The following is a 23,645-nucleotide window of genomic DNA, read 5'->3' as shown; positions in this document are numbered from 1 at the left end:
CAGTTGAACAACCCAGCTTAGACCGGCAATCAGCCGACAACTGACAAAGGGCCCCACCCCCCGGAACATGTTCCGGGAGCGGGGCCCTCCAGGTCCTATTTCACCTTACGTATGGCATCCGCTCCCAGCCCCGCCACGATGACGGATGACAGCAGATCCACAGCCATGTCCGACCCCGCCAGATCCTTGACCTGAGGGACGAACTGGGCCACCGCCACGAGGAGCGCAGCGACAGCCGCACGGACCTTGACGGGGTTAGCGCGTATCCACTCGCGCACGGCGTCCTTCACTCGGACTCTCCGTTCAGTTGAGGGAGGAGGCCCGCACACACGGCCCGCTCCAGGTGTTCGAGCGTCGACGTGTTCAGGACCCGGGCGTCCGGCTCCACGTCGTCCAGCTCTGTCTCAGACGAGTGGCGCGCAGCCTCCCCGGTCAACCCGGCACCCGGCCGCTCCACTCGAACGATGACGGCGCCCAGCTCCCGGAGGGCATCCACTTCGTTCCGGTACCGCACGTCCGTGACGACACAGGGCGTGTTCCACACGGTCCCGTTCATGACGGCCGTGGTCACGGGCCGTACCCAGAACTTCGGGTCCATCTCCCGGACGGTCTGGCCGTACTCCTGGAGGAACCGGCGGACCTCCGGACATGTGTCCTTGGCGCGCTCCCAGCCAACTTCTTCGACATAGTCAGCCAAGCGGATCGTGTGCGACGCGCCCGGCGCCAAGAACGCGGAGTCCAGGGTTTCCAGGATGGGGTTCGTCCGGAGGGCCGCTTCCTTCAGTCGGTCCGCGAACGCCAGGCGGGTGTACGCGGCGTGGCGGACCAGGATCTGGGCCACGGTGTCCTTCCCGGACCGGCTCTTTCCCATCAACGCCACATGCTTCACATGGGCCTCCCCACAGATGGCTGGAATGTCACCGGTCATCTGTGGGGGCCGTACGGTCAGACGGCTCCGGCGCCCTTCAGGGCCGCCAGGATCAGCGTCCCGGCAGAAGTCACGGCCGCCACGGGGAGCGCGTACTTCCAGCGCTCAATCCCTCGTATCCGCTCTTCGTGGTCCTCCAGTGTGGAGTCCACGGCCTCCCGGGTCTGAGCCAGGGAGCGCACTTCTTCGCGGAGGGACTGTACGGCGTCGTAAATCTCCCGGGCACCGATGGTGACCCCTCCAACAGAGTCGCGGTCGTCGCTCATGTCACCGTCACCCGCGAACCTTAAAACCGTGCTTCGCGCCCAGCTTCTTCAGGCTGGCCGACCCCGGGATGCCGTCGGCGTCCTTGCCCTGGTAGCCCAGGTTCCGCTGGTACGCCGCGTAGGCCGCCACGGTGGTGGTGCCGAAGTGGCCGTCAACGTACGTGCCCGACAGAAGGCCCTCCGCCTGGAGTGCCTTCTCCACGACCTTCACGCCGGAGTAGGTGACCGGCTGGCCCTTGGCGGACGGGTTGGACCGGGCTGCCTTCACCAGGTCGGACAGGTCGACGGTCACCGTGGCGGAGCCGCCGGACGCCTTGCCCAGGAGCTTGGCCAGGGAGGAGGAGCCGGGAACTCCGTCAGCATCCGCGCCTTTGTAGCCCAGCGACTTCTGGTAGTCGGCGTAGTTCTTCGTGTCGGCGTCAGTCCAGTTCGGGCCGGGGCCCTCCTTGTAGTGCTTGCCGAAGCCCCTCGCCACCAGGGCCTTCCCGACGGTCGTCACGTGGGCGCCGTTGGCGCCGTAGCCGTACTTCTTCCCGTCGATGGTGACCGTGTAGCGGGCCACGCCGGAACCGCCGGAGGCGCCGCCGGACGACGACCCGCCGGAGCCGGAGGAGACCGGGGCACTGGCGGTGGCCTTGTAGTGGTACCCGCTCTTCCCCTTCAGCGCCGGGTCCGCCGTGGTGATCCCCTCCGGGAACGCCGGGAGGCCGTAGCCGTGGAGGTAGGAGTCCTTGCGGGTCCGCTTCTTCAGGTAGACGCCGTTGCCCTCCGCCGACCCGGAGTCGTTGGTGTTTCCTTCGATGGTCCAGACGTAGGTGGCGTCGTACTTGTAGACCCGGCCGACGTGCGACCCACCGCCGGAGCCGAAGAACACCTGAGCGCCGATGGCCGGGTAGTAGCTGAACCGCTTCCGGGCCTTGAACCAGTCGGTGGCCACGCGGCACGACGCCGTACGGGGCTCATAGGACGCGCTCCCCGCCTTCAGCGCCACCCAGGACTGGAAGGTCTGGCACCACGCCTGATTCTGGCTCCACTCCAGGCTGGGGACGGCCGGGCTGTACTTCTGGTGGTTGTTGTAGCTCCCGTTCGCGTTCCGACCCTCCCGGTAGCCAACCTCTGCGGACGCAATGCTGATGGCCTTCTTGGCAACTGACATAGAACGCTCCTGTTCAGGCATAGAGAAGGGCCCCCACGCGGGGGGCCCTTGGGGTACTTCGGTGTGCGGGATCAGAGGGGGCAGACGGCGCCGTTCAGGCTCACCCACGGCGGGGAGTCCTTCAGATCGTTGATGCCGACCAGCGCCAGCATGCCGTTCGTGTTCACGTCCAACTTCGCCGTGGTCGTCGTCGTCCGGACGGCGGAGCACGCCACGGGGATGGTCCGGCGGTACGCGGGCCACAGGTGGGAGGGGAGCGTCATGTTCGTGAACACGCCGCCGTTCGGGAGCGAACCCACGTTGTTGGCCTCCGTGCCTCCCACGTATCGCACGTGCATACCGCCCCGGAACATCAGGGCATCGACTCCGGAGAGGTTCACGACCCGGTACTGAACGGGCCCTTGCTGGTTGTCGTCCGCGTTGTTCGGGGACGAGTAGCCGGAGACAAGCGGGATGTTCGTCCAGGCGGAAGTCCCGGTGGAAAACGCCACCCAGGCCCCTCCGTCGTAGACCTCCAACCGCTTCACGTCCGCCAGCCAGCACACCATTCCGGCGGTCGGGTCGGGGATGGTCGCCCCGCGCACGCTGGCGCTGGCGAAGGTCATGACCATCTTCGGGACGGACGCCTCCACCAGGTTCTGGAACGCCGTCTGGGCGTTGGGCTTGTCCGTCAGGACGGGGTAGGGGATCTGCTGTCCCCGGGTGTCGAAGAGAGGCATTCGGGGACTCCTACAGATCGGTGGCTATCCAGCTCACGGTCAAGCCGGAGAAGGAGACGGAGCCGCCCGGGGCGCCCCGCCGTCCGCGGATGCGGACCCCGGTTGTGGTCGGGGCCTGAGCGGACACCGCAAGGTCCGTGCCGTTGGCGCCGATGTTCTCGGCAGCCGAGACGACGACCGTGGGCACGCTGGCGAAGGGCCGGGGGAACGTGACGTCCACCTGACCCCACAGGGCCGGGTTCGCGGTGGTGCCGCTGACGGCCGGTACGGAGGCGGTCCCCCGCTGGATACGGGGCTGTGTCGACACCATGAGCTGGCCCAGGCAGACCCACCCCCCGGCCGTGTTCATGATCTCCACGACGTCGCCCGTGTCCGGGTTCAGGTATGCGCTCAGCACGCGCACCCTGGGGAAGGAGTCCGGGCCCGCCTGGACGTCCAGCGTCCCGTCCGCGTTCAGGCCGGTGACGGTCGCCATCCGAGCCGTCTCCACCGCCAGGCCGGACTTCCTCACGGCGTCCACGGCGGAGTCGTTCAGTACGTCGATGACGGGACGGCTCACTCCACGTCCTCCTTCCCGCTCAGGGTCTCGATATGGAATTCCCCGGAGTCGTTGTCCAGGGGGATCTCAAACGACTTGACCAGGTACAACTCTGGGTCCATCCCGTTCCCGTAGGTCACGCGGATGCGGTCCCCGGAGTCCAGCGCCGGGTTCGGGACCGTGGAGAGCTTCACTGTCTTGTTCGGGGCCCGGTAGCTCCGAAGGAGCGCGTTCGCCGTGCCCTGAGCCTGGTCCGTGGTCACCACCAGGTTGGAGCTGTAGCTCTTCACCCGGCGGCCGAACGGCCCGCTGTAGCGGAGGGGGTCCTTCGCGTCGGTGATGGTCGCCGTGGCGAACACGGGCGGCACGTCCTCCGCCGTGTTCTCCCCGCGCACAACCACCCGGTTGAACACGTCCTCCGACGTGAGCGACTTCTCCGCCGCCACCAGGACGCCCCCTTCTCCCGCGTCGACGTCCCAGACCGTGGCGGCCCCGGGGGCGTTGATGTCGGGGAGGTCTCGGAGAACGAACGTCCCGGTGGCGTTCACGAAGAGGTCACACCCGATGCTCCGGGCCACGTCCATCAGGGCGTCCCACCGGCTGGCGTCGGCGTCCCAGGTCGTGAAGGCCAGGCCGATGGTCCCGTTCGTGGACTGGTCCACGAAGGAGACGGTGGGGATGACCTCCTCCAACTGGGCCCGGATGAAGGCTGCCGGGGAGAGTGCGGCCCCCGTGGAGGTGGCCGCCTCGAACGGGGCCGCCTTCACCAGGGACTCCAGCCCGGCCGCTTGGACGGTGAGGGGGCCCGTGTGGACGTCCCCCTCCACGCTCGTGATGACGAAGAAGCCCAGCGGCACCCACTCCGTGTCACCGTTGATGAACTGGACGCCCCGCTGGGCGTAGAGCTGTTGCCCGTACACGGCGTACGGGTCCGTCTCGGAGTCGGGGAAAACGCTGGGGTCCGGGACGGTGAGGGTCAGGGCCCTCCGGGTGTCGGAGGACCCATCAACCGTCACGCTCCCGTCGATGAACGGGATGTCCTCCGCCACCGTGGCGCCGTCGTAGATGACGTCGACCTGGGAGACCATCCCGTGATCCGTCGCCAGGGCCGGGAGGAATTCCGGCGTGACTTCGTGCATCCGTCAGCCCTCCCTGGGCACGTTGGTGAGCACACCGGCCCAGTCCGCGTATCCGTCGTTGACGTCGGACCAGGTCTCCAGGTCCTCCACGTCGTCCCAGGTGCGTCCCGCCGATCCCTGGATGCCGCCACGGGGACGGTCAATCTCCCCGATCTCCAGCACCCAGCGCCGGGCTTCGTCCCGGGCGTAGGTGGACACCGGCTCCACGCTGGCGTCCCCTACGCGGACGTAGAGGTTCCCGGAGACCCCCAGGCCGGGGGCCGCCTGGATCAGGCATGGGAGGCCGGAGTCCAGGAGGGCGTCCAGGGCGTCGGCCGTCGACGTGTCCCACGTGAGGAGCGTCAAGGAGCCGACCCGGCCAGCCCTCCGGGAGGAGATGGAGATGGGGTTCCGACGGCCCACGATGTCGTAGGAGACCGACCGGGCCGCCCGGCTCCACGCCAAGGGTGCCTCCGGCATGACCAGACGACTCAGGGCCGGGATACCGGGGGACTTCAACCAGATGTAGTCCGGGTCGGTGATGACCGGGCCCCGAACCAGCGACGTCAGGACGTTCACCACGGTTGTCCCGTTCGCCCGGGACCACTGGGCCCAGTACCAGACCCGCGCTCCGATCGGGCATTCGTAGTCTTCGATCACGACGGGAGAGCCCGTGTACGGGACGCGCACGAACTCCGTTCCGTACCAGCGAACTGGCGTCACGCTTCCGTCGGTGTCGTACCGGTACACGGACAGGTACTGGGCGTCCGGGTACTCCGTCGGCGCGTAGTAGATCGTGAAGTTCACGCACCCCGTGGCGTTCTCCGCCGTGAGCGTGTACTCCACGGTGGACTCATAGAGAGCGACGCCGTCCAAGAAGTACGCGATCACGGCACCGTCGGAGTGCATGATCTCCACGCCGACCTTCGCCCGGGTCGCCCCGGCCGGGCACACGCGTGTGGCGGAGATGGGTCCGCCGATCAGCCCGGTGCCGGACACCCGCGACGGGTAGAAGGCGTCGGGTTGGTCGGCGGCCACCAGGTTCCCGGCGGCGTCGTACCAGTCGACGCGGACGCGTCGGGACCACTCCACGATGCCCGTGGAGTCGGTGTCCCTCCACATCACGCCCTCCACCGCGTACGTCTTGCCGGGGGTGACGGGGACCAGCCGGTCCAGTGTCCAGGTGATCAGGCCCGTTGCCGACGGCGTGAGCTTCAGGCCGTACGTGCCGTTGGCGTACCCGCCGGACAGGTAGTTGTGGACCCAGGTGGCGTTCTCCACCGTGATGGGCGGGACCAGAGACTCAAAGCTGTATTCGTCGTACGTGAGGACGTTGTCCGGCTTGTTCGGAGCCACCTTCAGAGACGCTTCGTCCAAGCCGCAGGTCGTCCCGGTCGGCATGCCGCCGAAGGTGATCCGGAGCTTCACCGTCTCCGCGTTCGCGGGGGCCGTGCCGACTACCGGGAGCAAGTACCGTTCAGAGGCTCCCACGTCGCGGGTGCACGTGTTCGTGGCTCCGGCGATGACCTGTCCGTCCCCGTCGTACCACTCCAGTTCGGCCGTGAGGTTGACCGGCGCCAGAGCCAGGGTGCGGGTGTATGACACGTACTCCACGCCGGGCGTGACGGCCGGGCGGTTCTGGTTCTCCAGGACCACCGTGGCGGCCGTCGACTGACCCAGGCCGACCCGGTACCCGGTCCCAACGTCGCCCACACTCCCGGTCGTCGCGTCGAAGGCGGCCCCGGTCACGGTCCACCCGGCCAGGCCCGTTTCAAACGACTGGTCCGCGAAGGAGAAGAGGTTCCCCGGAATGAGCGGGGCCACCCGCATCTCCGCGTCATCGATCAGGATGCGGTCCCCGACCGCCAGGCCGGAGAAGGAGATCCAGATGGAACCCGTCTTCGCCGTCGGCGGGGCCACGTCCGACTGGGCGGGCCAGTTCTGGCTGAAGGACACGGCGTTCCGGGTCGGAGTCGCCGGGGCTTCGTTGCGGTGAATCCAGCCGCCGGAGGCGTCGAACCAGTCGATGCCGACCGTGGCTGTTACCCCCGCCTTGGCGGTCATGAGGGTCAGGGGGACGGTCGCCACGTAGGTGGTCCCCGGCGTTACCGGGATCTGGGGTCCCACGGCCACGTGGGTGGCAGCGTCGGCGGTGGCCTGGACGATCTGGCCCCAGGTGCCGCTCTTCCGGGCCGTGTTGGTCACGGTCACGGAAGTGTTCGCGTCGCCTGAGGCCCAGGTGGTCAAGCCGCCTTCGAAGGTGGACCCACTCACCGGGAGCAAGTTGGGTGTCTCGTAAGCCATTCTCTACTCCCAGGTGAGCGGGCTCTCAGGCCCAGATGGACAGGTCATCCGGCTCATCCGGCCAGCCGATGACCAAGCCGCCGGACGGAGGGGTGGAGGAGGCCGGGGTCTCCTCCTTCGGGGCTCCGGTGGCCGGGTGACCGATCACGGTCACGGTGCCGTCCGGGTTGGTCACGTACTCGACACGGCCGGGCGAGTAGGACCCGCCGGCGGCGTTGTCCGCCATGCGTCACTTCCTTCCGAGTGCCGCCGGGCCAGCCAGCCCGGTACGGATTCGCTGGTCCGCCAGCCGGTCCACGTAGGCGTCAAACGCCTTGCGACCGTCGGGGCTCAGAACGATGCGGTCCCCCGGCTGAAGGCCGGACGGGTCCGCGTTGAACTGGCCGACCACGGACGCCGTGCCCATCAGGGCCGGAAGGTCCGACGTCACACCGCCCAGCATCGATCGGAGCGCGGGGACCCCGTTCTGGATGCCCTTGATGAAGCCGGAGAGCAGAAGCTCACCGTTCGGCGTCAGGATTCGGGCGTCCAGCGGGGCCGGGCCCTTCCAGTCGGGAAGGTGCTTCGTGATCCCGCCCAGCGCACTCTTCACGCCGCCGATGGCCGACTTGATGCCGTTGATGAAGCCCCGGAGAAGGGCCTTACCGGCGCCGACCAGGACGCCGCCCAGGTTGCCCAGGGCGGACTTCGCCTTGCCCGGCAAGCTCCGCACGAACCCGACGGCCTTACGGACTCCGGCACTCACGGCCGACGCCATCCGGTTCATGCCGCTCCGGGCCCCGGAGACGACCCGGGACGCCATAGAGGACACCCAGCGTGCGGCCTGACTCGACATTCGTGCGAACCAGCGGCCCACGGCCGCTACTCCGGAGGACACGGTGGACGTGATCTTCCGCCACATGCTGGAGAAGAACCCGGCCAGGCTGGAGAGCAGCCGCTTTGCCATGTTCGTGGCACTGGCGAAGTCGCCCCGGAGCAGCGCAGATACGAACCGGATCGCGGGAACGACCACGTTCCGCACGGCCCCCGCCAGAACGCCCGTCAAGACGCCCGCTAGGCGGCCCACGATCCCGATCGCTCCCGACAGGACCGGCATGGCGGCCCGGAGCACACCCACGAAGAGCCCGCCCCACGCGGAGATCAACGGGCCCAGCGCGACCATGAGTTCGGCCAGGGACGCTCCGAGTTGAGCCAGCGCGGGAGCCAAAGCCGTGATCAACTGGGCAACCAACTGGCCTATAATCGGGGCGAGTTGGGAGAACACGGAGAGGATCGGACCCAGAATGCCCGGCAGTTGCAACAGGATCGGCTGGAGCCCGGTGAGCAGCGCCTGAGCCAACTGACCAACCAGCTTTCCGCAGGTCAGAAGGATGGGACCCAGCGCGGCGCCGAGTTGGGCTATGAGCTGGGCCGTGATCGGAATCAGGGTGGCCATCGTCTGGGCCACAACCTTGATCACGGGGGCCAGTGCACGACCCAGGGTTCCGGCCAGTTTGATCATGGTCGGGGCCAGGGTCGCCACGGCGCCCTGGACCGGCCCCGCCACGCTGGAGACCAGCGACGACAGGAGCGGAAGGACGGCCTGGAGAGCGGCGCCCAGGACGCCACCCACGGCGCGGCCGATGGCGGCCAGCGTCTGGAACAGGCTCTGGAACGTCTTCTGTGCTTCAGGAGAGGCTGTGATCTTCCTTGCCTGGGCCGCCAGTTGGGACAGCACGGGGAGGAACCCGGCGCCAGCCTGAGCGGCCGGTCCGAAGATGTTCCCCAGGGTGGCGCCAAAGTCCCGGAGGACCGCCCACAGCACTTTCACCTGGCTGACGGCCGCCTCAATGGTCCGTTGCATCGACCCGGACTTGAACGCCGTGGTCATCCGCTTGGACAAAGAGCCCAGCCCCCGGCCCATGGCGGCCGTCATCCGGTCGAAGACGGGAGCGGCTGCCGCCCCCAGTTGGATCAGGCCCTGGAGGACCGTGGCTGGGAGGCCGGACAGGTTCTTCAGACCCTTGTTCGCTCCGGCCAGTGCCTGGCCCAGGGCCCCCGATTCGCTCAGGCCGGTGGCCGTGTTCAGGACCTGGCGGCCCATGAGGTTCAACGCGCTAGCGGCCCCGGTCAGTTGGGTCTTCAGCACCGGGAGAACGGACTTCGCCGTGGTCGCCAGCGTGGACCCCATCTTCTCAAAGAGAGCGCCCTGGACCGACTTCTGAATGCCGCTCCAGGCGGGCCCCAGGGTGCGGACCTCCTTGACGAAGGACCGGGCAGACGGGGCCAGCTTCGCCATCGCCTCCGCGTCACCGGACATGGCGTCGGAGATCCCGGACATGCCGATCTTCAGGGCCGCTCCGGCGGTGGCCACCGACAGGAGGGCCGGGGCCGCCACGGCTGCCGCCGGGGCCATCGACGCCAGGGACGAGACCAAAGAGGCCACGGCCGGGATGGCACCTGCCATGGAGCCCAGCCGAGCAACGGACCCCGCGACGGAGGCCAGGCCACGGGCCGCCCCACCAGCGGACCCGGCGATGTTGCCCAGGTTGCCGGTCAGGCGGGTCAGGCCGTCCCGGTCCACGTCGACGTCCGCCCGGACGCGGATGGTGGGCACGGGCCGGATGTTGGCCAGCTCCCGGCGGATGCGCGCGATTTCGCCCGACGCCACCCGGAGGCCAACGGGCACCGTCGCCCGGCCAGTGTTCAGCCTTCCCCGGAGATCCCGGCCGAAGGCGCGGGTGTCCGGCTCCACCTTGACCTTCACCGTTGGTCGAAGGCGTGCCAGCTTGGCCCGGAGTTCCCGGGCGAACGCGCTTGTGTCCGGCACCGCCTTGACTTGGACCTTGGCCCGCCGCTCGATGCGGTCCAGGTAGCTCTGTAGCTCACGTGCGAAACCGGACGTGTCTGGGGCCACCCTGATGGAGAGCCGACCCGCTTCACGTCCCCCGGGACCCGCCATGGGTCACCCCCTGTGGAGTTGTATGGGCTTCGCAAGCGGGTGCGATGACAGGTCGATTCGCTTGCGCTTCTTCTGGGGAGCGGACTGGGGGACCTGTACTGGCTTCGGCTTCTCCGAGAGCTTCCCGCCGTTCACCCGGACGTTGTTGGCGTCCATGAAGCGGACGGCGTTCAGGAGCTGGGCCGTCAGGTGCGTCTGGACGGTCCAGCCCCGATGCTCCGGGCCCCCGGCCAATTCAGCGGTCAGGGCGGAGTCTTCGGGTAGGTGCTCGGTCAACGACCAGACACGGCGGGGCGCGAGGGTTCCCCTCCACACGTCGGCCAGGTCCAGGCCGTAGTGGCGTTGGAGGTCAGCCCGGAGGGCCCCGCCGTGTCCTTCGCTGATCAGTTGTCCGAGCCCGGCGCTTCCCCCACCTGGGTCTCCTCCTGCCAGGCGTCGACCACGCGCACGTACATGCCCATGGGCCAGTCCTCTATCTCCTTCTTCAGAGCGGCCGGGGCGTCGGCCACCAGGAGGAGGAGGTCACGGAGCCGGGGGACGATGGTCTCCAGACTGTCCAGGTCGGACTCCTGGTCGCCGTCCGCGAACTCCGCCAGGATCACGCGGGCCGACGCCAGGCCAGCCTCCGGGAGCATGAGGAGATTCCGGAGCTTGACCGGCTTACCGGCTCGCGTCTCCAGCTCCAGCGCCGTGTACTGGCTCTCTGCTTCCTTCATCATGTCCGCGCATGAAAGTGCCATGGTGTGGTCCCCAAGTCTGTGAGTGCGGCCCCAGGAAGAAAGAGCCCTCCCGCCCGAGGGACCGTCCGGACGGGAGGGAGCAGGCGGGGAGTTGGTCAGGCGCCGAGGGCCAGCCACTCACCCAGGTCTCCGCCGATGGAGGGGTGAGCCAGGAGAGTCCCGGTGATCGGGAACGTCACAAACTCCTCCGCGCTGGTCGACACGGCGTCGGAGCCCAGGAGACTCACGCGCGGGTGCCACATCGGGAGGTAGTTGGCGCCGTCCACGATGACCATGAGAAGGGCCTTCTCCTGGGGCACGGGACGGGCCGGGATACGGAACCCACCGTCGGCCTGGAGCTTTTCGGGACCGGCGCCGAAGTACATCTGATACGTGAGGCTGGACGCCTGGATGGAGTTGAAGGTCAGGCTGTACGTCACGTCCGGCGTGATGACCTTCAGCTTGGAGTTCTGCCAGGACCCCAGGGTGGTCGGGTCGTCACCGTCGCGCCCAACCTCCGGCATCTCGTCCAGGCTGGTGTGACCGATGGTCTCCCAGTCCTCACCCGGGTTCGTCGGGTCGGTGATGTCCTCCGGCTTGGCGGTGCCGACGGGGGCCACGAAGATGTGGCCGCCCGACGCGACAAGGGCCGCGTCATCGATCTGTGCCATGGATGGCTCCTATGGTCTGTTCGGCCGGGCCGTGACCCGGTAAGTGGCTTGGAAGCGGAAGAGGTCCGGCCCCGCTTCCGGCTCACCGACCCGGAGTTCTGCGGGTCCGGCCACCTCCTGGAAGCGGGTCAGGTAGCCATCAGCGCCCCGGAACTGGGCACGGCACGTGGACGCCAGGACGACCCGGGCGGTACGGGCGAGTGCGTTGGCCTCCCGACGGGTGCGGGCCGCGCACTGGACATCGACCAGCGCAACGTCAATGCCGCGCGGGTCAACTGCCGCACCGGAGACCCGGCTGGCGACTACCAGGGGGAGAAGGTCCTCCCAGCCGTCCGGGGGCCAGAGCACGCGGACGTTCGCTCCGGGGAGACCGGACCGGAGGGCATCGGTCACCAGCGCGTCGACGTCGGGGAGGGTCGGCATCATCAGAGACCCGCCTCTATCGCGTGGATGCCGGGCACCCAGCGGCCGTTCACGGCCTTGTGCCCGTAGTTGATGGACAGGACGGCGGGGTCCTCCATCGTGACCGTGGAGTCCACCAGGTTCGTCCGTACCGTCGTGTTGGCCGCCAGGGCTCCGGTGTGCCGGTGAGCCTGGAGCACGGCGCGGACCCGGGCGGCCCGGGTCTCCAGTTCGACGTGTACGGCGTCCTTGACTTCGGGCATGTGCGCCACGACGGAGTCCAGGTCGTTTCTGACGGTGGCCATGGGCTACCCCCTCTTTCGGATCACGGCGACGTCATGCCGGGTGGCACGAGAGGCGCCGAAGCGCTGGGGGTCTCCGACCACGGCCCAGGTCTTTCCGGCCCAGTCGACGCGGGACCAGGGGCCCGCCGGGAGGGTCCGGGCGTAAACCCGGTACTCCGTCCCGACCAGGTACCCCTCCGCCCCGGATTCGTCCGCGGAGGAGGGGAGGACCAGGGCCTGGATCGTGACCGGTTCGCCGGGGCCCGGCTGGGTGCCGCCGTACCCGTCGTCCACCTGGACCGTGGGGTACACAGTGACTTCGTCGGGGCCGCGTCGAATCAGGCTCACAGGACACCGCCCAGGGATTCCAGCGGCACGGAGTGGATGCCGGAGAACCCGGCCAGGGACTGCAACATCCGAATCTCATCCGGCGTCAGCGCCACGCCCGTGGGAGTGGAGGCCGGACGCTGGTACTGGTAGGCGCCCAGCATCTCCATCCGGAAGCCCTCCGGGTTCCGCATCCGGCGTTCGGCTGCCGCCAGGGTCACGCTGACCGCCACCGCCGGAGCGGAGGCCGGGTCCGGCCACGGGAGGCCGTAGTGACGAACCAGAGCAGAGGCGTCGTTCAGTGCCGCCTCCGCCATGGCTTCGTCTGCCCCCGTGAGCGCTTCGCCCAGCCGTGCCGACAGAGCTTCGACGGTCGACAGGGGCTCAGACATGCCGGATCAGCCCTCCGGGGTCTCGTCCGGGGTCGGCACGAACGTGCCCTTCACCGCACGGACCAGCTTCTTGGAGCCACCGGCCGCCGGGGTGTCCCGCATGACGTTGAACCCGGCGAAGATGGAGACCACGGAGCGGTCCCGGAGCTTCATCGGGTCGTAGTCGCGAATCCAGCGCATGCTCAGACCCTCGAACGACTGGCTGGAGGCGAAGGTGGCACCCGACGGGACGGCCGGGGCACGGGTCGCCAGGATGAAGGCAGAGGGCACGAACGCGTACATCTCCGTGGGACCCAGGAGGTTGGACACGACGACGTCGAACCCGGCCACTCGGCCCAGGGTTGCGGAACGGAGCGCACTGTCCGAACCGGACTGCGAGACGTCGCGGATCATCTGAGAGTTGAGGAACGCAGCCTCCACCTCCGCACCGACCAGGAGGACACGGCCCTCCTGGGGGACGTTCTCCTTGTTCAGGGCGGTGCGCATGGCAACTACGCCCCTGAAGAACTGATCTTCGTTGACGGTCACGGTGGTGGCGTAGGAGGCTCCGGTGATGAGGTTCTTCACCCCGGTGTCGATGGCGGTAGCCACGGCCTTGACCTGGGGACGGAGGACCTGAGCGCCGAAGTCGGAGATGTCCAGAGACAGCTCCTCATCCGTGAGGGCCACGGCGCTGTAGATGTCCTTGTTCAGCGTGACGGAGACCGAGTCCTCCACGATGTCCGACAGGACGATGTCCGCCGAACGGTCGTTGCGCCACTCGTACTCGTTCGCCGTGGTCTTGCCAGGGAGGCGGACAGTCACGGTGTCGTCCTTGGCCCCGGCGAAGTCGAAGCCCGGGTTCGCCCAGACCAGGTTCGCCATGACCAGCTCCTGCTCCAGGATGCCCAGAGCGGTGGAGGTCACGACCTCCGGCTTCAGAAATGCGTGCGCCATGAGTGCGGCACCTTCCTAGGTATGAGGAAGCCCCCGGCCGTCGTGGGCACGGGGCTGTGGAGAGGGAGGCGGGTTACTGGCGGCGTCCGCGCGGGACGCTCCGGGCCAGCTCCCGGGGGTCGGTCGGAGTGGTCTTGGTGGACGGGTCCAGGCCGCCCTTTCCGATTCCGCCGGAACGCGCGTGGAACGCTTCGGCCAGGGCCTTGGCGTCCGCGTCTCGCGCGTCGTCGTCGTCTCCCGTGATACGTGCCGCCAGGGCCTCCGGGAGGTTGTACTTCCGTGCCAGCCGCTCACGGTGGAGGCTGGTCTCCAGCTCCAGCGCACGGGCCTGCACGGCTTCGAACTCCTCCGGGGTCTTGGCCTTCCCCAGCGAGTCGTTCAGCTCCCGGGTCTTGACCCGGTACTTGGCAGCCTCCGACCGTGCGGCCTTCAGCTCCGCGCGGAGCGCGTCCACGTCCAGGTCCTCCGCCTGGCCGCCCTCTTCGGGGGCCTCCGGCGCGGGCTCCCGGGACTCCTGGGGGGTCTCCGGGCCCGGAACATGTTCCGGGGTAGTGACCTCCGTGGACTCCGTGGGCTCTTCGGTGGTCGTGGTGTCGTCGTGCTCCGCCATGGTCGCCTCCAGGGCATGCCAAAGGACGCCCTCCAGGGGCGCCACGTGCGTGGGATTGATCAGCGCGAGTTGCGCCGTTGCGCGTCGATGTGCCGACGCCATGCGCGCCGGGCTTCGTCACCGGCCATGCCGCGCGTGACCTCCCGCCACTGGCGCGAGTAGTCGCGGGCCTGGTCCGTCAGGAAGTCGTTCCGGCTGTAGATCGGAACCGTCTGGCAGTGACACCCGTTGTGGTACTTCTCCAGGTCGTCCCGGTGCACTTCGGGAAGCCCTGCACTGCCCAGGTTGCGGATACCGGCGTGGGCCCGGGTGCGGTACACGGCGCCCCGGCTGGCCAGCATGGCGCAGAAGCCGCACGGGTCGCCGTCGGTGACGCGGGCCCAGCCCAGGACGCGCCGGTCCGCCTGGGACGCGCGTCGGATCAGGTCACGGCCACCGCGCTGGACTTCCCGGTCTGCCGCCATAGCGGCCCGGTTCCCTGCGGTCTCCATCGTGTCGTTCAGGTCGGAGAGGAAGTCGGGGTCATCCAGCCTTCCGCGTCCCCGGTCCCCGTCCTCCTGGGATAGGTCCTGGTACACGGGGGCCAGGCCCTGGCTCACCATGGACACCGTGGAGGCCCGGTCGTGGTCCTCCTCCGGCTCCTCCGGCCAGTCGAAGCCCTCCACGATCACCTCCAGGTCGTCGTCCGACATGGGGTCGTGGATGGTGCCTGTCTGCCGGGCCCAGTCCTCCCGGAGGTCTCCGAGAGTCGGGGTGTCCCCGGCGTAGTCGCCCTCCAGGGGAGGCACGGTGTAGCCCGTCTCAATCGCCCGGTGAAGCCGGTAGAACGACGCCGCCACCGCGCGGGTACGACGCCGTTCCCCCCGGATCACGGAGAGCATGATGGCCAGCCACCCGGCGCCGGTCGCCTCCAGGGAGACCGGGTTCAGGCGGGACCAGTTGCTGAGCGACTGAACGGAGACCTCCGTACCCATCCGGGCCATCTGGCGCCAGTAGGCGTCCAGGAGCCTCCGGTCAGGCACTGGTCACCTCCGGTTCCTCTTCGGGATCGGACTGGGCCTGGGGCAGGAGGGCCGAAGCCATCCGCTCCGCCATACGGGCCCCAGCGTCGTCCTCCTCCGCGATCTGACGCCACTCCTCCAGGTCGGTGGAGGTGGTGCCCGGGATGCGGGACCAGAGGGCCCTGGCTGGGACCTGGAGCATCTGGACGGCCTTCCCCAGAGCGTCGACCGTCTGGGAGAGGGACCGGGACTCCTTGTCGGCCCACAGGACTTGCGCCGTCGGGTCCGGTTCCACACCGGCCGCGTGAGCGCACAGGAAGAGCGTGGCCTCCCAGCTCTCACCCAGGGCGTGTTCGTACTCGTCCACGGCCCGGGAGAGGGCGGACTCTGCCGCCGCCAGTGCCTCCGCGCTCAGGTTCACGACGGAGCCCAGGAGGTAGTGGGGCGGGGTCTGGGAGACGGCCGCCAGCGTCTTCACTCCGGCTTCGATGGCTTCGATGAAGCCTCCCAGCGGGGTCTCATCCAGTTGCCCGAACTTCGTGTCCGCGTCCGGCGCCACCAGGGCCCGGGAGGCCTCGAAGCGGATCGGTATCGGCTGGGGCCGCCCGTTGGCGTCGTACAGGATCTCTCCCGTCTCCGGGTCCCGCTTGAACTCCGGCGCCATGCCGCTGATCGTGCGGACCTTGAAGGAGCCGAAGGTCTGGGCCACCAGGAGGTCAAACACGGTCTGATTGATCCGGTCCTGAATCGGGATCATGGGCTCCACGACGCCACGGACACGGCCCTCCAGGTCGATGTCCGGCGCGAACCGGACGACCGGGCAACGGCCCATGTTGTGGGCCCGGGAGCCGACGACCCGGGGGCCATCCTTCCCGCCCACCATCACGTCATACACGTAGGTGTCGTCGTAGACCCAGCCCTGGGCCTCTGCCCCCTCCTTCTCCGGAAGGGCTTCAATCTGGAAGACCCAGAGCGGGAACATGTCGGCCGCCGGGTCCTCGTACGACGCGTAGAGCTTGCGCGGGGAGATGCCCCGGATGATGGGCCGGGAGGGGTCCGCTGGGTCCCGGAGGACGCTGACGAAGGACTGGCCGTACATCAGGGCCGCCCGATGGACGGGGTTCTGGCGCGCGTCCATGCGGTTGTCCTGCCAGGCCGACCACTCCGCAGAGGGCTGACCGGCTCCCGTTCCCTCCCGGCGGTATCCGCTCACGGACATGGCCTGGGACGGCGTCTTGACCAGGAGAGGCAGCCAGTTGGACACGGACCGCTTCGCCAGAAGCTTGTACTCATCAGAGGCTGACTGGGGTGTGTAGGGGTCGTCGTGCTCTCCCCGGACGTACCGGTCAATCCGGTCCAGGCGAGTCAGGTCCTCCTGGAGCCTTCGGAACCCCAGGTCCGCCAGGTCCCCGGGGGTTGCGTCAACAGCCATGCGCCCCTCCCGGGGTCTCGTCAGAAGAAGTACACGGAGCCGGATCGTTCGGGCTTCCGCGTCTTCCCGCCCTCCACGTACTTGTGTCGGGCCAGGTCAGAAAGGAGGGCAGCCGCGTACGCGTCGATCTTGTGCGCGGACTCCCGGTTCGTCTTGCCGAAGCTCAGGCCGAAGCGGTTGGGCCTCCGCCGGGCGTTCAGCACGTGCCGCCGGAGCGTCTGGCCAAGCTGGGTCAGTCGGCCCGGGTGCTGGACCTTCCGTTCCTCCACGGCCGACACCAGGCGTTCGTTCGCCAGCGTCAGCTCCTGGAGGCCGCCACGCATGTCCCGGCCCACGGCCGACTGGGCGGAAGCCTTGACCACCAGGCGGTCCCGGTAGTCCTCCGACCAGGCGTCCACGTAGGACTCCCAGAGCGCGACGTCCGCGAAGAACGCCACGACGTCGTAGACCTCCAGGGCGTTCCGAACCACGCCGTCCACGGCCGTCCGGTCCACCTCCCAGCCTTCGCCAGCGGGCCCGTCAGGGCGTTCCCAGACGGCCAGCGGGTAGAAGGTCCGGTCACTCACGCGACACGCCACAAGGGCCGTTGCGTCGTCCGTACGGCCACCGTCGAAGCCCAGCGTGATGGTCTCTCCGGCGCGGAGCGGTTCGTCCGTCTCGCACGCGTCCCAGTCCTCCGGGGAGATGAGCTGATCCTCCGCCGTCACCAACTGATTCAGGAACATGCGCTGGGAGCGGGAACGGGGCATCGTGCCGGAGTAGATGGTGGAGATGATCCAGTCCACGTCCAGCCAGGTGGCGTCACCCCGGGCCGCCAGGATGCCCGCGCGGAGCGCGTCAGGGTCTCCCAGGTCGACGGGCGGGGACTCCACGGAGTCGTAGTACATGCCGGAGTCGCGGGTCTTGCCCTCTGCGTACTTGCTCCAGGCGTGCCAGCTCTGTTCCGCCACGGAGTCCTCACCGGGAAGCGGTGCGTTCGTGATCTCCATGGTTCGGGCGCCACCGCCACGGCTCTTGCCCACGTTGCCAGCGATGGTCATTGCCATCTCATGGCCACCGTTGGACGAGATCCAGTGATGGGTCTCGTTCATGACCACGAACGTGGCCCGGCCGCCCTCCAGGGCGCGCGGGGACGACGTTACGGCCTCGATGACGCCACCGGCCCGGGAGTGGATGATCTCCTTGCCCAGGTCGATGCCGAATTCCGCGATGGCCGCCGGGGAGAAGAGCCCGGGGAACAACCGCATCGTGTTCCGCGTCTGGTCCTTGCTCACGGCGCACACCTGAACCCAGGGGGCCCCGTGCGGGATGGCGTACGGAGTCCCATCCTCCCGCCAGCCGCCGAAGCGGCACGGGCCGATGAACTCCACCGCGCACAGGGCGGCCAGGAACGGGTCCTTGCCCCAGCCCTTCAGGCGCCTGACGGTGCCCTGGCGACGGGTGAACGCGCCCTGGTCGTCAATCTCGAACCAGCGGAGAACAATCCGGACCTGTTCGTCCGTGAAGCGCCAGGCCGACCCCGCGTCGGGGCCGTCCGGCTGGAGAAGGTATCGGGCCGTCCACTCCAGGACGTCCCAGCCCAGGGTTCGCTCCGGAGGCGGGACGGTGTCCGGCCATGTGCGGATGGGGTCAAGCGTCTCCACCTCCCGCCGCCTTCCTGTAGGAGTCCATGAGGGTCACCCGGGCGGCTTCCGCCGGGTCGGGGCCGGTCTCGCGCTCCAGCTCCACGCGGGCCCGTCGCCGGGCGCCTTCCGTGGTCAGGAGGTCCGTCATCGCGGACATCACGCTCTGGAAGAGCTGGGCGGAGAACCGCCCTTGCTTCAGGTTCCGGCTCATGGCGTCAGCGACGTACACGGCCGTGGCCCAGTCGCTGGCTTCGTAGAACTGGGACTGGCCCGACTCCGCCAGCGCTTCGAACCAGCGCGTGGCGATGGGGTGCCAGTCAGGGTCCGCCGGGGGCGCATCGGGTGCGGCGCCCGCGCTGGCCTTCACCAGGTCCGGGCCGTCGGGCTTGTTGTTGCGGCGACGCTGGTCACTCCGCTTCGGGATTGGTCCCGGCACTGGTCTTCACCGCCTCTAGGGGTCTGGCGCCTTTGGTGATGTTGCATCGTCGGCAGGCGCAGCGTGTGTTCTCTCGGGTGTGGGCTCCGCCAGCCTTCAGCGGCACCACGTGGTCAAGCGTCGTCTTCAGCGGGGCGTACCGGTCCGCGTCGGGCTCGGTATCCGCGTCGCAGAGGTAGCAGCGGTAGCCGTCACGCTCGAAGACCTCCCGGGGGTCGAAGCGCTCCGAATCCGCGTCGTTTATCCGGGCGCGACGCTCGTGCATGATCGGCGCGATACGAAGGTACGCGTCCCGCTTGCGGCAGTCGTCGGAGCAGAGGTAGGCAGCGTTTCGGCTGGCCAGGAACTCATCCCCGCATACTCTGCACGGCCGGGGAGTCGCGGGCTTCGGTACGAACTTGGCGCGGGTGTTCGCGTACCACTCGTCGTACCGACCGTCCTCCTTGGCGCGCTCCGTACACGCGTTGGCCTTGCAGGTCCCCGAGCAATACTTGGCAGCCGGGCCACGTGGGCGCCGCTGGAACTCGGTACCGCAGTGGGCGCAAGTGATCAGCATCGGCCCCCCCGGAGCGGGGCTCAGGGGCCCGATATGCGGTTGCTTAGCGTGAGCGCCTAGCTAATTGATCAAGGGTTGGCGACCCTGGAACCCGTGCCGATCCAGAGCCGCTATCACGTTTCGGTCTTTCCAAGATCAAAATGGGGGACCTCCCCCAGGTGATCTTGATGAAACTGACCTTGACCAGATCCAAAAACCCAGGTCAGAGCCGGACTGATCAGCTTCTTCACGATCTGCAACGAAGAAGCGATGTTCACAGCTCTCCCGGATGCCGGGACTCGGGGCGCCAACGAGAAGGCCGTCGACCTTGCGCCCTACGCCGTCCGTCAGCTGCCTCGCGTGCGGTCTTCTGCTGGTGACACCAGCCACACAGGGACGCCAGTGCATCCACGTCGTGCACGTCCCGCGCCACCGCGTGGTCCACGTCCGTGGCCGGTGCCGTGCAGCGCTGGCCATCCGCCAGGGTGGCCGTGCACTGGTACCCGTCCCTCTTCAGGACCAGGGCCCTACGCTTCGGCCAGTCAGCCGGGAGGCTGGCCCGGCGGGTACTGCCCTCCCAGGCCATGCCCTCCCCCTTCAACGATCAGGAGGGGGTGTCTTCGAAGAGGCCCCCCAGGTTCAGCGGTAGGCCCGCACAGTGAGGGGGCCTGTTGCCGTGAAGGCCAGGTCCGGGCCGAACACGTCCGGGCTGAAGTGCCCGTACACGCGCCGGTCCCCGGGGCCCAGCTCCACGGTCAGGTCCTCCACGGCGAAGCCCTGGACGGTCAGGGAGGTCACGAAAGTGACGCTCACGGCGTCCTCCCCGTCGTTCTCCAGCTCCAGAACGAGGCTGGTCGGGTTGGTCACCACGTTGCCGTTCTCCGGGTCCGTGACGCCGTCAACCGGCTCCACGCCGTGGGCCGTTGTAAGGGTGGGTGAGATGCGCTGGTACGCCATGCTGCGGTCCTATCGGTCGTGGTCCCCAGGGCGGGGACTTAGAACCGTCCCCCGGTCAGGAAGTGGGCCGTGAGCCAGCCCATGAACGCCAGGAGGCCGAAGCGCCGGAGCCGGACCCAGCCAGAGGGCTGTTCCGTCTCCCGCGTCTTCGTCTTGGTCGTGGCGAACCATCGCCAGACGTGTTCGCTCAAGGTGTCCCCGTCGCGCTTGTTCAGGAGGGCCTTCCCCTCCACCACTACGAAGAGGCCCAGCCACGAGAGCCAGGCGACGGTGTAGCCGTCCATGCGGCTCCCTTCGGTGTTCGCGGAGTTGCTGACTCCCCGGCCCCAGGAGGAGGCACCGGAGCCGGGGAGACGGCTATCCCCCGTTCCCGGCGCGACCCGGGACAGGGGGGCTCATAGGGCCGTTCGCGACGCGGCGTAGGGGCCGTGTTTCCCCGGCCGGACGCCTCCGGCGGGTACTAGGGCCCGGTGTGCTAACACGCCTCTGAGAGCTTGTGTGCGCGGTATGCTCTGCGCATGACCACGTACGGATACGCACGGACGGACTCCGCCCAGGTCGATGATCAGGCCGCCACGCTGTACGCCGCCGGGTGCGAAGTCGTGTTCTCGGACTTCCGGATTTCCGCGGACGACCCAGGCCCCGGCTGGCGGGAGCTGGTGGACGCCGTGGGCCCCGGGGACACGGTCCGTGTTGTGGACTGGTCCCGGCTCACGCGCTCCGCCGAAGCGGCGCGGTTCATCCGGTCGTCCCTGGAGGACCTGGGCGCCCACGTGGAGGTCCTGGAGTAGGTGAACAGCACGGGCCGTCGCGGACGGGATTTGAACCCGCGCCCCCGGAGGTCTCCCTCCGCGCTCTGCCTGACTGAGCTACCGCGCAAGCGTGCGCATCGCTCCGACCCGTGCCCGGTGTGCCCGACGGGATTCGAACCCGCGTCGCCCCGTCTCCCGGGGAGTGCTGGACCGCTGCACTACGGACACCGCCACGCGCTTCAGGGGATCAGCCTTGGCGCCTGGCACTCCGGGAGCTACCCGGATGGTGCCTCCGACTGGACTCGAACCAGCGCGTTACCGTCACCCGTCTTTCAGGGCCGCTCTACCACTGAGCTACGGAGGCATGGCTCAACGCCCCGCGCTTCGACCCGGGAGGAGAGGACCGGGGAGCACGAGGCGGAGCCTGGTTGAAGGGTGCTCGTCGTCCGCGTCGGCCGCCCCAGGGGCTCCGGCATCGAGTGGCGGGGGACGTTCTTCCCTTGCTACTACTGTTCTGTGGGGGCCGTACGGTCACCAGTTCGATTCTGGAGCCCGATCCCTCCGCCGGACGCCCCGCCAGGGGGGCCGACACCCGGCACGGAGGGCGGAAGCAAACTTCCTGCTTCTCATCCCTTCTTCTCTAGAGCGCGCATAGAGAAGAAGGAGGCAGAAGCAGGAAGTTAGCTTCTCCCCCTCACGTTCCGTCACTCCTCCCCGGTCATCCCTCACACACCGTGGCTCCACGCGGAGAGGGCCGACCCCTTGGCGGGAGTCGACCCTCTGGCGGTGGTGCGTCGGTCAGTCCAGGTCGTACATGACGGTGTCCAAGACCGGGTCCTCCCGCTCGATGGTGAACGTCAGCCGGGACTCATCCAGTTGGAGCCGTTCGGCCCCGCCGCCGGTCTTGCCCTTCGACACGGTGACGACGGCCCCCGCGTCCAGGAGGAGCTGGCGCTGTTCGGCGCGGGCATCCGCACGGGCCCCCTCATACCTCTCCCAGAGCCGGGCCTCCGTCTCGTACCGGGCCATGGCCGCCAGGTCGGTGGAGTCCTTCGGGGGCTCCGGCGGCCCCTCCATCTCCTTCTCTGGGTCGTCCACCCGCCGGGGAGGCACAGGAACCCGGGAACGCCAGAACTGGGCGTACGTCTCTCCTGTCTCCTCCACGATGGTCCGGGCCTCCTGGATCGGCGTGTTCTCCAGGTGCTCCGCCCGACGCTCCAGGGTGGCCACCTCCTCCTCCCAGATCATGCGGCCCGTACGGGACTTCCGGCTCTCCTTGTCGGCGTACAGGGCCCGCAACTCCTGTTCCACTTCCCGGAGTTCGGGGGTCGGGTCGTACCCCTTGTACGTGGTGGACCGGGTCATCATGGCGGGTCCCACCAGCTTCAGGAACTCCACCTCCACCCACATCTCCAGCCAGTCGGAACGAATGCCAGCCTGGGAAGGGCACTTCACACCCCGGGAGTTGGCCCGGCACACGTAGTCGCCCCAGGTGTACCCCTTCCGGGGCACGCGGTACATGTTGTACCCACACCCGGCACACTTCGCCACGCCCAGGAGAAGGGCCTTCGTGTCCTTGCGCGTCCGGTTCCGGTGCGGAGTCATCGACGCCAGCCGGGCCTGAAGGAGTTCGAACTCCTGGCGCTCCAGGACCGGCTGGCCGATCAGCACCGGGGCCCCGTCGTGGTCGCGTACCGTCTTCCCCTTGTGGATGCGGTGGCCCATCAGCGCCGGGGAACGGAGGACCTTGGACAGGGTCCCCGCCGACCATCGGAACCGGTCCAGGAGCCTCCCGTGGCGCTTCCCGCCCGTCGACCGGCCCGCCAGTTGGGCCTGGTAGTCACGCGGGACCAGGACTTCCTCTTCGTTCAGCTCCATGGAGACGGCCGTCAGGCTCTTCCCGTCCAGCACGTCCCGAATGATGCGCTCCAGAACGGCCACGGAGTCCGCGTCCGGCTCCAGCTTCCAGCCGGGCCCGTCGGGGTTCTTGACCTTCTTGTACCCGAACGGAACCAGGCCGCCCGCGTACCGCCCCTGTGCGCGAAGTGCCGCCATGGCCCCGGTCACGCGCTCTCGGATGGCGGTGGCCTCCATCTGAGCCGCGAAGGCCAGAAGCATCATGATCAGCTCTGCCACCGGGCTGGACGACCGCATGTCCAGTTCCAGCGGGGCCCCGCCAGGCCCTTCCGCGAACACCAGGAGCTTGCCGTGTTCCTTGGCCCACCGGCCCAGGGCCGCCATGTCAGCCATCGACCGGACAGCCCGGTCCATGCGCCACCAGATGATCATGTCGTAGTCGTCGGGCCGCGCCAGCCAGGCCGCCAGCTCCGGCCGCTCGAACGGCGTCGTCTTGGACGCGGAGACGTCAAGGTCCTCCGCTTCCCCGACGATGACCGCCCCGCGCCGGGCCGCTTCGTTGCCGTTGGCCACACGCTGGCGCGCTGGTGACGTGGTCTCGTCCGTCTTCACGGACAGGCGAATCCCGCTCAACGCCCGTAGCTGGTGGCCCGCGAACGTTGCCGGAACCACTGTGGTTGTTGACATCGTTCCCTCCCTCGCGACTCGTACTGTACTCTGCTTCTACCGGGCAGCCGGT

The 23,645-nt window shown here is 68.5% G+C and carries 27 protein-coding genes, 1 tRNA gene and 2 pseudogenes; 1 reads left to right on the top strand and 29 read right to left on the bottom strand.

Annotated features, from left to right (window positions below):
- Positions 1–95 precede the first annotated feature (95 nt).
- From E0L36_RS26575 to E0L36_RS26455, 25 genes are all read right to left on the bottom strand, one after another.
- Positions 96–290: a hypothetical protein gene (locus tag E0L36_RS26575; RefSeq protein WP_180931885.1), complete on the bottom strand. Its 195-nt coding sequence runs from the start codon at positions 288–290 to the stop codon at positions 96–98.
- Positions 287–928, bottom strand: a complete 642-nt coding sequence (locus tag E0L36_RS26570) for a hypothetical protein (RefSeq protein WP_180931884.1) — start codon at positions 926–928, stop codon at positions 287–289. Before E0L36_RS26570 ends, E0L36_RS26575 begins: the two co-directional genes overlap by 4 nt.
- A 17-nt stretch (positions 929–945) precedes the next feature.
- Entirely contained in the window at positions 946–1,194 is a 249-nt protein-coding gene (locus E0L36_RS26565) for a hypothetical protein (protein ID WP_180931883.1), read from the bottom strand.
- A gap of 7 nt (positions 1,195–1,201) precedes the next feature.
- A complete protein-coding gene (locus tag E0L36_RS26560; protein ID WP_180931882.1) occupies positions 1,202–2,350 on the bottom strand; it encodes a peptidoglycan-binding protein in 1,149 nt (382 codons plus the stop codon).
- Between the two features lie 71 nt (positions 2,351–2,421).
- Positions 2,422–3,069, bottom strand: a complete 648-nt coding sequence (locus E0L36_RS26555) for a hypothetical protein (RefSeq protein ID WP_180931881.1) — start codon at positions 3,067–3,069, stop codon at positions 2,422–2,424.
- A 10-nt stretch (positions 3,070–3,079) separates the two neighbouring features.
- Positions 3,080–3,628: an H-type lectin domain-containing protein gene (locus E0L36_RS28390; protein WP_180931880.1), complete on the bottom strand. Its 549-nt coding sequence runs from the start codon at positions 3,626–3,628 to the stop codon at positions 3,080–3,082.
- A complete protein-coding gene (locus E0L36_RS26545; protein WP_180931879.1) occupies positions 3,625–4,746 on the bottom strand; it encodes a DUF5047 domain-containing protein in 1,122 nt (373 codons plus the stop codon). Before E0L36_RS26545 ends, E0L36_RS28390 begins: the two co-directional genes overlap by 4 nt.
- Before the next feature lie 3 nt (positions 4,747–4,749).
- Positions 4,750–6,936, bottom strand: coding sequence for a hypothetical protein (locus E0L36_RS26540; protein ID WP_180931878.1), 2,187 nt, complete (start codon positions 6,934–6,936; stop codon positions 4,750–4,752).
- Positions 6,937–7,054: 118 nt separating this feature from the next.
- Positions 7,055–7,255, bottom strand: a complete 201-nt coding sequence (locus tag E0L36_RS26535; RefSeq protein ID WP_180931877.1) for a hypothetical protein — start codon at positions 7,253–7,255, stop codon at positions 7,055–7,057.
- 3 nt (positions 7,256–7,258) lie between these two features.
- Positions 7,259–9,925: a hypothetical protein gene (locus E0L36_RS26530; RefSeq protein WP_180931876.1), complete on the bottom strand. Its 2,667-nt coding sequence runs from the start codon at positions 9,923–9,925 to the stop codon at positions 7,259–7,261.
- A gap of 428 nt (positions 9,926–10,353) precedes the next feature.
- A complete protein-coding gene (locus E0L36_RS26525; RefSeq protein ID WP_180931875.1) occupies positions 10,354–10,710 on the bottom strand; it encodes a phage tail assembly protein in 357 nt (118 codons plus the stop codon).
- Positions 10,711–10,805: 95 nt separating this feature from the next.
- Positions 10,806–11,360: a hypothetical protein gene (locus E0L36_RS26520; RefSeq protein WP_180931874.1), complete on the bottom strand. Its 555-nt coding sequence runs from the start codon at positions 11,358–11,360 to the stop codon at positions 10,806–10,808.
- A gap of 9 nt (positions 11,361–11,369) precedes the next feature.
- Positions 11,370–11,786, bottom strand: a complete 417-nt coding sequence (locus tag E0L36_RS26515) for a hypothetical protein (protein ID WP_180931873.1) — start codon at positions 11,784–11,786, stop codon at positions 11,370–11,372.
- Positions 11,786–12,067, bottom strand: coding sequence for a DUF5403 family protein (locus tag E0L36_RS26510; protein ID WP_180931872.1), 282 nt, complete (start codon positions 12,065–12,067; stop codon positions 11,786–11,788). Before E0L36_RS26510 ends, E0L36_RS26515 begins: the two co-directional genes overlap by 1 nt.
- 3 nt (positions 12,068–12,070) lie before the next feature.
- Positions 12,071–12,358, bottom strand: coding sequence for a hypothetical protein (locus E0L36_RS26505; RefSeq protein WP_308416957.1), 288 nt, complete (start codon positions 12,356–12,358; stop codon positions 12,071–12,073).
- A 32-nt stretch (positions 12,359–12,390) separates the two neighbouring features.
- On the bottom strand, positions 12,391–12,765 hold the full coding sequence (locus E0L36_RS26500) for a hypothetical protein (protein WP_180931870.1): 375 nt from the start codon (positions 12,763–12,765) through the stop codon (positions 12,391–12,393).
- A 6-nt stretch (positions 12,766–12,771) separates the two neighbouring features.
- The gene (locus E0L36_RS26495) at positions 12,772–13,701 is read right to left on the bottom strand and encodes a P22 phage major capsid protein family protein (protein WP_180931869.1); all 930 of its coding nucleotides are present in this window, start codon (positions 13,699–13,701) and stop codon (positions 12,772–12,774) included.
- Between the two features lie 73 nt (positions 13,702–13,774).
- Entirely contained in the window at positions 13,775–14,311 is a 537-nt protein-coding gene (locus E0L36_RS26490; protein ID WP_180931868.1) for a hypothetical protein, read from the bottom strand.
- A 59-nt stretch (positions 14,312–14,370) separates the two neighbouring features.
- A complete protein-coding gene (locus E0L36_RS26485; RefSeq protein ID WP_180931867.1) occupies positions 14,371–15,333 on the bottom strand; it encodes a hypothetical protein in 963 nt (320 codons plus the stop codon).
- A complete protein-coding gene (locus E0L36_RS26480) occupies positions 15,326–16,744 on the bottom strand; it encodes a phage portal protein (protein ID WP_180931866.1) in 1,419 nt (472 codons plus the stop codon). The genes E0L36_RS26485 and E0L36_RS26480 overlap by 8 nt, the downstream gene beginning before the upstream one ends.
- A 20-nt stretch (positions 16,745–16,764) precedes the next feature.
- Positions 16,765–18,387 carry a terminase gene (locus E0L36_RS26475; RefSeq protein WP_180931865.1) on the bottom strand — a complete coding sequence of 541 codons (1,623 nt, stop codon included), beginning with the start codon at positions 18,385–18,387 and terminating at the stop codon, positions 16,765–16,767.
- Positions 18,374–18,805 carry a hypothetical protein gene (locus tag E0L36_RS26470; RefSeq protein ID WP_308416956.1) on the bottom strand — a complete coding sequence of 144 codons (432 nt, stop codon included), beginning with the start codon at positions 18,803–18,805 and terminating at the stop codon, positions 18,374–18,376. Before E0L36_RS26470 ends, E0L36_RS26475 begins: the two co-directional genes overlap by 14 nt.
- The gene (locus tag E0L36_RS26465; protein WP_180931864.1) at positions 18,777–19,361 is read right to left on the bottom strand and encodes an HNH endonuclease; all 585 of its coding nucleotides are present in this window, start codon (positions 19,359–19,361) and stop codon (positions 18,777–18,779) included. The genes E0L36_RS26470 and E0L36_RS26465 overlap by 29 nt, the downstream gene beginning before the upstream one ends.
- Positions 19,362–19,979: 618 nt before the next feature.
- Positions 19,980–20,297, bottom strand: coding sequence for a hypothetical protein (locus tag E0L36_RS26460; protein WP_180931863.1), 318 nt, complete (start codon positions 20,295–20,297; stop codon positions 19,980–19,982).
- Positions 20,298–20,335: 38 nt separating this feature from the next.
- Positions 20,336–20,581 carry a hypothetical protein gene (locus tag E0L36_RS26455; RefSeq protein ID WP_180931862.1) on the bottom strand — a complete coding sequence of 82 codons (246 nt, stop codon included), beginning with the start codon at positions 20,579–20,581 and terminating at the stop codon, positions 20,336–20,338.
- A gap of 234 nt (positions 20,582–20,815) precedes the next feature.
- Here E0L36_RS26455 and E0L36_RS26450 point away from each other — a divergent pair, with 234 nt between their 5' ends.
- Positions 20,816–21,088 carry a recombinase family protein gene (locus E0L36_RS26450; protein WP_180931861.1) on the top strand — a complete coding sequence of 91 codons (273 nt, stop codon included), beginning with the start codon at positions 20,816–20,818 and terminating at the stop codon, positions 21,086–21,088.
- A gap of 14 nt (positions 21,089–21,102) precedes the next feature.
- Here the strand turns inward: E0L36_RS26450 and E0L36_RS26445 are convergent.
- The 4 genes and pseudogenes from E0L36_RS26445 to E0L36_RS26430 form a co-directional block, all read right to left on the bottom strand.
- Positions 21,103–21,176, bottom strand: a pseudogene (locus E0L36_RS26445).
- A gap of 30 nt (positions 21,177–21,206) precedes the next feature.
- Positions 21,207–21,277, bottom strand: a tRNA-Leu gene (locus tag E0L36_RS26440).
- Between the two features lie 56 nt (positions 21,278–21,333).
- A pseudogene (locus E0L36_RS26435) lies at positions 21,334–21,413 on the bottom strand.
- A 434-nt stretch (positions 21,414–21,847) separates the two neighbouring features.
- Positions 21,848–23,593 (bottom strand): recombinase family protein, encoded by a 1,746-nt coding sequence (locus E0L36_RS26430; RefSeq protein ID WP_180931860.1) that lies wholly within the window; start codon positions 23,591–23,593, stop codon positions 21,848–21,850.
- Between the last annotated feature and the right edge of the window lie 52 nt (positions 23,594–23,645).

The sequence above is a fragment of the Streptomyces sp. AJS327 genome (genome assembly GCF_013450295.1).
Lineage (GTDB): Bacteria > Actinomycetota > Actinomycetes > Streptomycetales > Streptomycetaceae > Streptomyces.
This window is presented reverse-complemented; position numbering and strand designations above follow the sequence as displayed.